This window comes from Flavobacterium aestuarii (assembly GCF_040049115.1).
Taxonomy (GTDB): Bacteria; Bacteroidota; Bacteroidia; order Flavobacteriales; family Flavobacteriaceae; genus Flavobacterium; species Flavobacterium aestuarii.
On sequence record NZ_JBDLZZ010000003.1, the window covers coordinates 254,798 to 266,438 of the forward strand.

Below are 11,641 nucleotides of genomic sequence, written 5' to 3' on the forward strand. Positions count from 1 at the left end.
ACAATAAATGGTAATCGGAAAAACAAACGCATTCATGACAGCGGCGCTTTTTATCTCATTTGCTTTTTTCAGCTGTAAAACTATAGCTCAAGAACCCGCAAAAAATACCATAAACCGAAGTGCCAGCACGATTTCGAAAGATTTAAAATGGTCAGATAAAATGGCTTTGACACTAATGAAACGTCATCCCGAAAGTTATATGATTGACGATTCAAAAGAGCCAAAATGGGATTATGTACACGGTTTGGTTTTATATTCATTTCAGGAATTGTATAAAAAAAATCCTGATCCCAGATATATAAATTATATAAAAACCTACGTCGATAATTTTGTTCAGGAAGATGGCAGCATCGTAACATACGAATTGGAGAAATACAATATTGACATGGTTGTAGCGGGACGATTGCTATTTAATATATACGCAGACTCAAAAGAAGATAAATATCTAAAAGCCATGCAGCTGCTTCGAAGACAGCTTGAGGAACATCCAAGAACCCAAAGCGGTGGTTTTTGGCATAAAAAAATATACCCAAACCAGATGTGGCTAGACGGTTTATACATGGGAGAACCATTCTACGCACAATACACTGTCACTTTTGAAAATGGCAAAAATCTAGATGATGTTGCTAAGCAGTTTGAACAGATTCAATTGCATGCTGCCGATGCAAAAACTGGATTATTATATCATGGCTGGGACGAAAGCAAAAAAATGCCGTGGGCAGATCCAGCAACAGGAAATTCACCAAATTTCTGGTCAAGAGCTTTAGGATGGTATGCAATGGCATTGGTTGACGCTTTGGATTACTTTCCAAAAGATCATCCAAAACAAAAAGAATTGGTAAAGTATTTAAATAATGTTTCAGCTGCTTTGGCAAAATATCAAGATGAAAAATCTGGCTTATGGTATCAGGTTACTGACAAAGGCGGTGAAAAAGGAAATTATCTGGAAGCTTCGGGCTCTGCCATGTTTGCGTATGCTTTTGCAAAAGGAGCAAACAAAGGATATTTATCCGCCAAGTACAAGAAACTTGCCAATAAAGCCTTTGATGGCCTGACTAATCAGCTGATAAAAACCGATCCTGATGGAACAATTACTTTAACTCAAGCTTGTGCAGTTGCTGGTTTAGGAGGAAATCCATATAGAGATGGATCCTATAATTACTATATCAATGAAAGAAAAAAAGACAATGACCCCAAAGCTACAGGTCCATTCATTTTAGCAGCTTTAGAATTAAATAGATAAAAAATATTCCAGAATCAGAATGAAGATTATAAAAATCATATCGCTTTTTGTATGCTTAATTGTTATTCCTAAAGCAATTGGCCAACAAAAAAATGAAAAGCAATTTTCACAAGCCTGGGTATCAGATAATGGTGATGGAACCTATAAAAATCCTGTTCTTTACGCCGATTATTCTGATCCAGATGCTATTCGTGTTGGTGATGATTATTATATGACCGCTTCATCTTTTAATTGTATTCCCGGCTTGCCTATACTCCATTCCAAAGATCTGGTAAACTGGAAAATAATTGGCTATGCCCTTTCCAGGCAAAAACCTTTGGAAGTATTTAATAAAGTCCAGCACGGAAACGGAGTCTGGGCTCCCTGTATCCGCTATCACAATAATGAATTTTATATATTTTACCCCGATCCTGATTATGGGATCTACCAGATAAAAGCAAAAAAAGCCGATGGCCCATGGAGCGAACCCATTATGATAAAAGAAGGCAAAGGACTTATTGATCCTGCTCCATTATGGGATAATGATGGCAAAACATACTTGGCTTATGCATTTGCAGGAAGCCGTGCCGGTATCAAAAGCCAATTGGCAATCTGTACGATGAATCCTGAAGGAACTCTGGCAAATAATGATGACGTCATGATTATTGATGGTCATGCTGATGAATCCACAATTGAAGGCCCTAAATTTTACAAACGCAATGGTTATTACTACATATTTGCCCCAGCTGGCGGAGTTGCAACAGGCTGGCAGACCGTTTTAAGATCCAAAAACATTTTTGGCCCTTATGAAAAAAGGAAAGTAATGGATCAGGGAAAATCAAATATCAATGGGCCTCACCAAGGCGCCTGGATTCAAACACAAACGGGTGAAGACTGGTTTCTTCATTTTCAGGATCAGTTTGCTTATGGCAGAGTGGTTCACTTACAGCCAATGAAATGGGCACACGACTGGCCAGTAATTGGAAATGATGAAGACAAAAACGGAATTGGTGAACCTGTAATGGCTTATAAAAAACCAAACGTTGGCAAAAAATCATTCGCCATTGAAACACCTCCTGACAGTGACGAATTTAATCTTCCTGAGCTGGGACTGCAGTGGCAATGGCATGCTAATCCTCAGATAACATGGGGATTTCCAACCGCTATGGGATATTATAGCCTGAATTGCATTCCTGTTCCAAAAGAGGCATCAACACTTTATGAAGTACCTAATCTGCTATTACAAAAATTCCCATCGAATGAATTTACTGCTACCGCAAAAATTAAATTCAACCCCCGTTTTGATGGAGAAAGCATGGGATTGGTCATTATGGGGCTGGATTATAGTTACATCTGTTTTAAGCAGGAAGCTGGCAAGCTGTATTTGTCTCAAAAAACAGCTAAAAATGCAGACAAAAAAGGTATAGAAATAGAGAGCGTACCAATTCCTGTCAATAATCAGAATCTTTATTTACAAGTGAAAGTAAAACCAGGAGGAATATGTACTTTTTATTATAGCGAAAATGGTCAGGATTTTACCTCAATTGGTGAAGCTTTTACAGCAAAAGAAGGCAAATGGATTGGAGCCAAAATTGGTTTTACAGCACTGCGGAAAGGTATAATAAATGATGCCGGCAACGTAGAAATCGATTGGTTTCGGGTCACCAGATAATATATTTTAGGGATGAAAAATACAAAAACATATATATACATAATTCTGCTGCTATGTACTAATATTCAGGCTCAAAAAGAAAAAAATGAAACTGCTCTGAAAGACGATTTTAATATTGTAGTCGACCAAAGCGGGAATGGAGACTTTAAAACAATTCAGGAAGCTGTAAATGCATCCAGATCTTTTCCATCCAAAAGAATTATGATATTTATTAAAGACGGAACGTACTATGAAAAAGTAAAAATACATGCTTGGAATACCCATATTTCATTCATCGGCGAGAGCCAGACAAAAACCATCATAACATACGATGATAACTTTAATAAAATAAATCTTGGCCGAAACAGTACTTTTTATACCTACACCGTCTTGGTTGAGGGAAATGATTTTTCATGCAAAAACCTCACCATTCAAAACCCATCGGAAACAATTGGCCAAGCGGTTGCATTGAATGTAAATGCTGATAGAGCCATGTTTGCGAACTGTACTTTTTTAGGAAATCAGGATACGCTTTATACTTCGGGCGAAGGAAACAAAAATTATTTCAAGGATTGTTATATAGAAGGTACAACCGATTTTATATTTGGCAATGCCACCGCTCTTTTCGAAAATTGTACAATTCACAGTAAAAGCGACTCGTATGCCACTGCAGCGTCTACAGAGCAAGGCACAGTTTATGGATTTATATTTAAAAACTGTAAGCTTACCGCCGATGAAAAAGTTACCAGAGCATATTTGGGACGACCTTGGAGGCCTTATGCCAAAACCGTTTTTATTCATTGCGAAATGGGCAGTCATATTCTGCCCGAAGGATGGCACAACTGGTCAAAACCTGAGGATGGAGCCAGCACTTTTTATGCTGAATATAAATGTACTGGCGAGGGTTATCAGCCAAAATCCAGAGTTTCATGGTCACATCAGCTAAAAGATTCCGAAGCCAAAAAATATACTATTGAGAACATATTAGATTCAGAATGCACCTCTTCAAAACAATGGTATCTGAAAAATAATTAAAATTCAGGAATTTAAAGAGCTCCTCACAACAGATTTTTTCAATCATTCAATTATGAAATATAAATTCTTAATTATTTTCTTTTTAGCATTACAGTGTGCTGCGCAAAAAAATAATTTTCCTTCTGATAAAGCAGAAGAAATTATCAAACGCATTCAATTGCCCGTTATTCCTTCATTTAAAATTGAAATAACAAAACTGGGCGCTAAGGGAGATTCTGTGAGCAATTCAAAACCTGCATTTGATAAAGCAATGGCGCTTTGCAAAAAAAATAATGGTGGTACAATTATAGTTCCTAGAGGAATTTATACTTTAAACGGTCCAATTCATTTTGTAAGCAATGTCAATATTCAAATCGAAAAAGGAGCCAAAATCCGTTTTAGTGACAATCCCGAACATTATTTACCAATGGTACTCACAAGCTGGGAAGGCACAATGCTTTATAACTACAGCCCATTAATTTATGCCTACAGCTGCAGTAATATTGCTATTACAGGCGAAGGCACAATTGATGGCGAAGGTGGCAAAACCTGGAATAGTTACAAAGCCAAAGAAGAAGCTGGCAAAATGCTGAGCAGAGATATGAATCACAACAATACGCCAATTGCTGACAGGAAATTCGGTGCAGGATATTTCCTGAGACCACAGATGATTCAGTTTTTTAACTGCAGAAACATTTTGCTGGAAAATGTAAGACTGGAAGATTCTCCTTTCTGGACTGTTCATTTGCTGAAAAGTAAAAGCATCACCATTCGAGGCTTAAAATATAAAGCGCACAATAAAAACAATGACGGAATAGACCCCGAATATTCCAGCGATATCCTGATTGAAAATGTACTTTTTGACAATGCAGATGATAATATTGCCATAAAGGCAGGAAGAGATGATGAAGGAAGAAGGAATTCAGACACCCCTTCTGAAAATATTGTAATTAGAAATTGTGAATTCAAAGGTTTGCACGCTATTGTCATCGGCAGCGAAATGTCTGCAGGAGTGCGAAATGTATATGTTGAAAACAGCAAATTCAGGGGTTACTTAAAGAGAGGGATTTTCATCAAAACCAATTCGGATCGTGGTGGTTATATCAAAGACATTTATTTCAACAATATTGCTTTTGGAAAAGTAGAAGACTGTCTGTACATAACCGCTAATTATCACGGAGAAGGCAGCGGATTGCATCCTTCGAAAGTTTCGGATATTTCTTTTTCCAATATCAGCTGTGCCGAAGCAACAAACACTGGAATAATAATTGAAGGATTTCCAGATAAAAAAGTAACCAGCATCAGACTAGATAACATCAATATTCAATCAGCCAAAAACGGAATGACTACCACCAATTCAGAAAATGTTACTATCAATGAAGTCGTAATTGGCCAGAAAGCAACCACTCCTTCGGCAGCAAAATAATTTTAATGAAATCAAAAGTTATGAAGTGGATTCCCTTCTTTTTTATGCTAATCTCTCTAAATTGTTCAGCACAAAAACCAACGATTTATGGCATTGGCGATTCGACCATGGCAAACAAAACTGAACCCGAAAAAAACCCGGAACGAGGCTGGGGACAATTATTTCCTATATTTCTTACTGACAATATAAAGTTCGATAACAGGGCTGTAAATGGGCGGAGCACTAGAAGTTTTATTAACGAAAAACTTTGGGATGCAGTTTATCAAAAGCTAAAAAAAGGAGATTACGTTTTTATTCAATTTGGACATAATGATGCCAAAGACAAAGATTCCTTGCGTTACACCAATCCACATACAGCATACCGTCATAACTTAATCCGTTTTATAACCGAAACCAGAGAAAAAGGAGCGACTCCAATTCTTTTTTCATCGATAACCCGCAGAAATTTTAACGAAAAAGGTGTGCTCATTACAACTCATGGAGATTATACATTAGAAACACGTCTGGTTGCTCAGGAATACAATGTTCCTTTTATAGATATGGAATATTACACGGAATTATTGGAGCAGTCATATGGTGTAGAAAAATCAAAAAAATTGCATTTACACTTCAAAGCTGGAGAAACCCCTTATTACAAAGAAGATAAAGCCGATGACACCCATCTTTCTGTAGAAGGAGCAACAGCCTTAGCCAGAATAGCAGCAGAAGAATTAAAAAAAACGAAACTGGATTTAATCAAGTATTTAAAAATATAAACTTTTTAAATAAAAAATGGAAGAGAGAAACAAAACGTTAGGAGAATTTATTATTGAGAACCAAAAAGATTTCCCTTACTCATCGGGTGAGTTATCACGCATTTTCAATTCCATAAAATTAGCTTCAAAGGTGGTTAGCCACAAGGTAAACAAGGCGGGATTAGTGGACATTGTGGGAGCTGTGGGCGAAAAAAACATACAGGGCGAAGACCAGCAGAAACTGGATCTTTATGCCAATGAAGTTTTTATTCAAACACTCACAAATAGAGAAATTGTCTGCGGAATAGCTTCCGAAGAAAATGATGATTTCCTTACCATACAAGGAAGTGACAACGGTAACAATAACAAATATGTTCTTTTGATGGATCCTTTGGATGGTTCTTCCAATATCGATGTAAATGTATCTGTTGGAACTATTTTTTCGGTTTACCGAAGAATAACACCCGTTGGAACCCCAGTTAAATTAGAGGATTTTTTACAGCCTGGAACAGCACAAGTTGCAGCGGGCTACTTTATTTACGGAACCTCAACCATGCTTGTTTATACCACTGGTCAAGGCGTAAATGGTTTTACATTAAATCCTGCGATAGGAACTTTTTACTTGTCTCATCCAAAAATGCAATGTCCTGTAGATGGCTCTATTTATTCTGTAAACGAAGGCAACTACATCCATTTCCCGCAAGGCGTAAAAGACTATATAAAATACTGCCAGCAAGAAGAAGAGGATCGTCCTTACACTTCCAGGTACATTGGCAGTTTGGCATCCGATATTCACAGAAGTATAATTAAAGGCGGTGTTTATTTATATCCAACAAGTTCCAAAGCCATCAAGGGAAAATTAAGGCTTTTATACGAATGCAACCCAATGGCTTTTATCATTGAGCAAGCTGGAGGAAAAGCCTCCGACGGTGTCAACAGAGTAATGGAAATAGAGCCAACCGAATTGCATCAACGTACCGCCTTCTTTTGCGGAAGCTACAATATGGTGGAAAAAATAGAAGAATGCATCCATCAGGCATCACTGAGTAAATATTAATTTTTTGGAGCAGAAAGATGAGGCATTTTAGGCTAGATGGTTCCTGCTCTTCGTTTCAATCTCTTCGCAAAAGCTGCGAGGATTTCCACTGCGATCAGGGCTAAAAGGAATGACATTGCAATCTTGCTATGATTTACAATCCAACTCAAAAAAAAACAGTTTAGAAATTTCCTAAACTGTTTTTCTTTTATTCTAAAACAAAGTAACCTGACCATCATCATCCAGCTGGATTTCCGTATCGTCCTCTGTTTGTGTCTGTACTTCAATTTCTTCGACAACTACTTCAGGCTCTTCATAAGGCAGAGACTCCAATAAATTAACCTGTTTCAGTTTATCAGTCGTCAATTGATTACCAAGTGCCTTAAAACCTTTTACAGCAATAAAAGCCTCAATGTCTACAGTCATATTCTCTTTCTGTACACCTTTGACTTTGGCAAAAACCAATTCAGCCACTGGACGATAATCTGTTGCCACAATTTCCAGTCTGGAATTAGGATGTTCCGTGATGAAGCATTCTTCTTTATTTTCGGTTTCAACAAGGAAACGTTTCAGGAAATAACGTTCTTTTTCTCCGTCATAATAAATGGCAGAAATTGGTTTCTTCGGAATCCATTTTTCCAGAACAATCATGTCTTCATCAAAATGGGTTGTCAATTCAGGTATAACAACCTTAATTTTACCGGCTTGCGAAATAATTAAAATCTTATCGCTCGGCCTGAATTCGCCCAGCAGTTCTCCCCTTGCATCGACATTCAGCCTTTGCACGGTATCGTCAAACCAAATCTTTCTAGGCAATAAAGTCGAAATACCTTTCTCCTTCAACTCAATTTTCTTGATTGGATATTTGGTAACCAGATTCCCTTTGGAAGCACGTCCTTTGATTGCTAAAGAAGCAAAATCAATATCAAACTTTAACTTCTTGATACTTCCAACCTGGCGCAGTAAAATAGTAATTACCTCAGCTTCGCCATTTGGATTACATGAAAAATACAAGGTTTGCGAACCTTTGGTTTCATTGGTCAAATCGTATAATTTATCACGGGTTACGCCTGAAACATTGAAACGCTTAATATACGATGGTCCAGATTTTCCGTCACGGTAAATCATGTTGTAAATAGTACGCTTATCGCTCTTATCAAATACAGCGACATGTATAATATCTTTCCCTACAAAGGTTTTTGCATCTACTTTGGTAACCATCATTTTACCTTCGCGAAGAAATACAATTACATCATCAATATCCGAACAATCAGCAACATATTCGTCTTTTTTCAGACTGGTTCCTACGAAACCTTCTTCCCTGTTTACGTACAACTTGGTGTTTCTCAAAACAACTTTCGTAGCCTCGATATTATCAAAACTGCGCAGCTCCGTTTGGCGTTCTTTTCCTTTTCCGTATTTCTCTTTTAATTTGGTAAAATAAGCAATGGCAAAGTCAGTAAGGTGTTCTAAGTTATGTTCAACCTCCTTCATTTCGTCTTCCAGCTTCGCAATAAAATCATCCGCTTTATCAGAGTCGAAACGCGTAATACGAATCATCGGAATCTGAGTCAAACGATGCAAATCATCATCATTAATCTCTCTGACAAATGATTTCTTGAAAGGCTCAAACCTGTCGTACAAATATTTATATAATGATTCTCTGTCACCATACAACTTGAAATCGATGTACATTTCTTCGCGGATGAAGATTTTCTCCAAAGTCGAGAAATGCCATTTATTTTTTAATTCCTCCAGCAGAATTTCCAATTCCTGACGAAGCAGATCAACTGTTCTGTGCGTTGAAATTTTCAGCATTTCAGAAACTCCGATAAATAACGGTTTGTTATCTTCAATCACACAGCCCAAAGGCGCGACAGAAGTTTCGCAGGCTGTAAAAGCGAACAAAGCATCAATAGTTTTGTCCGGAGAAACGCCTGGGAAAAGATGAATCAAAATCTCTACTTCGGCAGCAGTATTATCTTCAATTTTCTTGATTTTGATTTTGCCTTTTTCATTGGCTTTCAAAATACTGTCAATCAGACTCGAAGTATTGGTCGAAAAAGGTATCTGCGTAATCACCAAAGTATTTTTATCCAATTGCGAAATCTTCGCACGCACACGAACACGTCCCCCGCGCATTCCATCATTGTAATTGGATACATCAGCAATACCCTGAGTCAGGAAATCGGGATAAAGCGTAAATGGTTTTCCTTTCAGTATTTTGATTGAAGCATCTATCAGCTCATTGAAGTTATGAGGCAGTACTTTTGTCGAAAGACCAACGGCAATACCCTCGGCTCCCTGTGCCAAAAGCAGCGGAAACTTTACCGGAAGATTGTTCGGTTCCGCACGGCGTCCGTCATAAGAAACACCCCAATCGGTAATCTTAGGCGAATATAAAACCTCCAAAGCAAATTTTGACAAACGCGCCTCGATATAACGGGATGCTGCAGCGCCATCACCCGTTAGAATATTTCCCCAGTTTCCTTGGCAGTCAATCAGTAATTCCTTCTGTCCAATCTGCACCATTGCATCGCCAATACTCGCATCACCATGCGGATGATACTGCATCGTGTGCCCTACTACATTGGCAACTTTATTGTAACGGCCGTCATCCAGCTCTTTCAAAGAGTGCATAATACGGCGCTGAACCGGTTTGAATCCGTCTTCGATAGCAGGAACAGCACGCTCCAGAATTACGTACGAAGCATAATCCAGGAACCAGTCTTTGTACATTCCGGTTACTTTCGTAATCACGTCCTCTCCTTCTTCTTCCTGATTTTCGTAAAAATGCTGTCCTTCAAAATATTTGGCATCTACGTTGATAATTTCGTCATCTCCTTCTTGATTATTATCAAAAGAATTATCTTCAGAATTACTTTCTTCGCTGTTTGGAATAATGTTGTCGTCTTCTTCGTCTTTCATAGTTTCTTTTAACTATTGAATTTATTATTTTTTTACAAAATCTACTCCAACTCTTATTGGATAAGAAAAAGCGTGATTAGCTATTCTCTGAGTATAATTTGATTTTATAGTAGTTATATATTTTGCAACAAATGAGTCTTTTTTACCATCAGATTTAAGAAAATTAAACAATATTTCACCATCTTGATTAAATTGTGTGTCAACAACTAAAAATTGGATAGGTTTTATATAAACTGGACTGAACTTATGATGATCTTTATCTATAATTGTATTGACATCAGTCCATTTGACTATTTGTTTTTCTCCTAAATAACTTATGAAGGCTGTGTCTCCTAGTTTTAGAGCATCATTTGATTTAATCGGACTTCCTTTAGCAAAGAAAAACGAATTTTCAATTTTATCTGGTCTTAAACAATCACATAATGCGGTAATACAGATATAATATTCATCTTCATCTTCTTTTTTAAACACATCTCCAAAATTTAGCTTATTGTCATTTTTTAATTTTGTAGAGTTATAAAAGATATTCATTGCTATTAGCTCTCTATCTTCAGGTATAATACCTTTATTTTCAGAATCTAAAAAGTCTTCATCTAATAGCGAAATAGGTATACTTCTTAGATTAAGACTCGCCTTTTCTAACATTATTTCTTTAATAAATTCAGGAAAGAAATGCAACAAATCATCATTTCTGTAATTTTCTCTATGAAATAGTAGGCTGTCTTTTGAAAAATGCAACAAGTTTTGATCAATAAAAGCACTACTTTGAGAAAAAACAGATTGCATTTCTAACCCTAAAAGTTGTGTAAAACTATTGTCGTGATTAATAATTTGATTTGATAAGTTTTTCAATAAAATTTGCGGATCATTATCTTGCTTGTTTAAAATCGTAATAATAGTGTTTTCAATCACAATTGTTTTTGTATCAAATGAAACAAAAGATGGGCATGGATTTCTCTCATTAGATTTAAGCGTGTCCATTAAGGCTATAGATGCTTTAATCAAAGAACATTTTTTATCGGTTTTACCTGTTAATTCAAAAATTGCATTAAGGATATTTAAATTATTTTTAAAAAGTTTTTTTGTGACTTCTTTTACATCTTCTTTATCTCTGTTATAATTTAAATAATCTAAATCACTTTTTATAGTTTTTATATCTTCAATTAATTCTAATTGCTCTTTTAAGTTTAAATAATAATCTTGAGTTTCGTTCGAAAAATAAGACAATATATTATAGAATACTTTGTTCAAATCTTCTCCATTTTCAGAAGTATAAATAGCACAAAAATGAATATGAGGTCTAGTAACTATATCTTCAAGTAATTCTAAAGAATATTGCTCGCCAGACTTGTCTTGTAGATTCCAGTCTAAAAGGACTAAATCTCTATCTTCGAATAGATAATTTTTTAAATTGATATTTTTTTCATCATTTAGAATATATTTATGGATATCTAATGAAATTCCATTATCCCTTAAATTCTCGTAGAGTTTTAAAGATAAATCTTCTTCGATTTCACCTTTTAATTCATCATCTTTTTGAAAAAAAGTTCTTGCTTTTTCATCAATAAAAATTGCAGATTTTATAGATTTCTTTATAATTTCTAATGCTTTTTCTTCGTAACTCATAAAT

Annotated in this window: 8 protein-coding genes; 6 read left to right on the plus strand and 2 right to left on the minus strand. The window is 36.2% G+C overall.

Annotated elements, in window-relative coordinates; all coding sequences use genetic code 11:
* Window positions 1-7 precede the first annotated feature (7 nt).
* From ABEG11_RS04765 to fbp, 6 genes are read left to right on the plus strand one after another with little or no spacing between them, the layout of a single operon-like run.
* The gene (locus ABEG11_RS04765; protein WP_348823057.1) at window positions 8-1,243 is read left to right on the plus strand and encodes a glycoside hydrolase family 88/105 protein; all 1,236 of its coding nucleotides are present in this window, start codon (window positions 8-10) and stop codon (window positions 1,241-1,243) included.
* 19 nt (window positions 1,244-1,262) lie between these two features.
* Entirely contained in the window at window positions 1,263-2,894 is a 1,632-nt protein-coding gene (locus ABEG11_RS04770; protein ID WP_348823058.1) for a glycoside hydrolase family 43 protein, read from the plus strand.
* 12 nt (window positions 2,895-2,906) lie between these two features.
* A complete protein-coding gene (locus ABEG11_RS04775; RefSeq protein WP_348823059.1) occupies window positions 2,907-3,908 on the plus strand; it encodes a pectinesterase family protein in 1,002 nt (333 codons plus the stop codon).
* A gap of 52 nt (window positions 3,909-3,960) precedes the next feature.
* Window positions 3,961-5,313: a glycoside hydrolase family 28 protein gene (locus ABEG11_RS04780; RefSeq protein ID WP_348823060.1), complete on the plus strand. Its 1,353-nt coding sequence runs from the start codon at window positions 3,961-3,963 to the stop codon at window positions 5,311-5,313.
* Window positions 5,314-5,318: 5 nt separating this feature from the next.
* Window positions 5,319-6,068: a rhamnogalacturonan acetylesterase gene (locus ABEG11_RS04785; RefSeq protein WP_348823061.1), complete on the plus strand. Its 750-nt coding sequence runs from the start codon at window positions 5,319-5,321 to the stop codon at window positions 6,066-6,068.
* A gap of 16 nt (window positions 6,069-6,084) precedes the next feature.
* Entirely contained in the window at window positions 6,085-7,104 is a 1,020-nt protein-coding gene (fbp, locus tag ABEG11_RS04790) for a class 1 fructose-bisphosphatase (protein WP_348823062.1), read from the plus strand.
* A gap of 192 nt (window positions 7,105-7,296) precedes the next feature.
* On the opposite strand, the gene ABEG11_RS04795 is transcribed toward fbp, so the two are convergent.
* Together ABEG11_RS04795 and ABEG11_RS04800 are read right to left on the minus strand one after the other, a co-directional pair.
* Window positions 7,297-10,011, minus strand: a complete 2,715-nt coding sequence (locus tag ABEG11_RS04795; RefSeq protein ID WP_348823063.1) for a DNA gyrase/topoisomerase IV subunit A — start codon at window positions 10,009-10,011, stop codon at window positions 7,297-7,299.
* A gap of 24 nt (window positions 10,012-10,035) precedes the next feature.
* Window positions 10,036-11,637, minus strand: a complete 1,602-nt coding sequence (locus ABEG11_RS04800) for a response regulator receiver domain (protein ID WP_348823064.1) — start codon at window positions 11,635-11,637, stop codon at window positions 10,036-10,038.
* Window positions 11,638-11,641 lie beyond the last annotated feature (4 nt).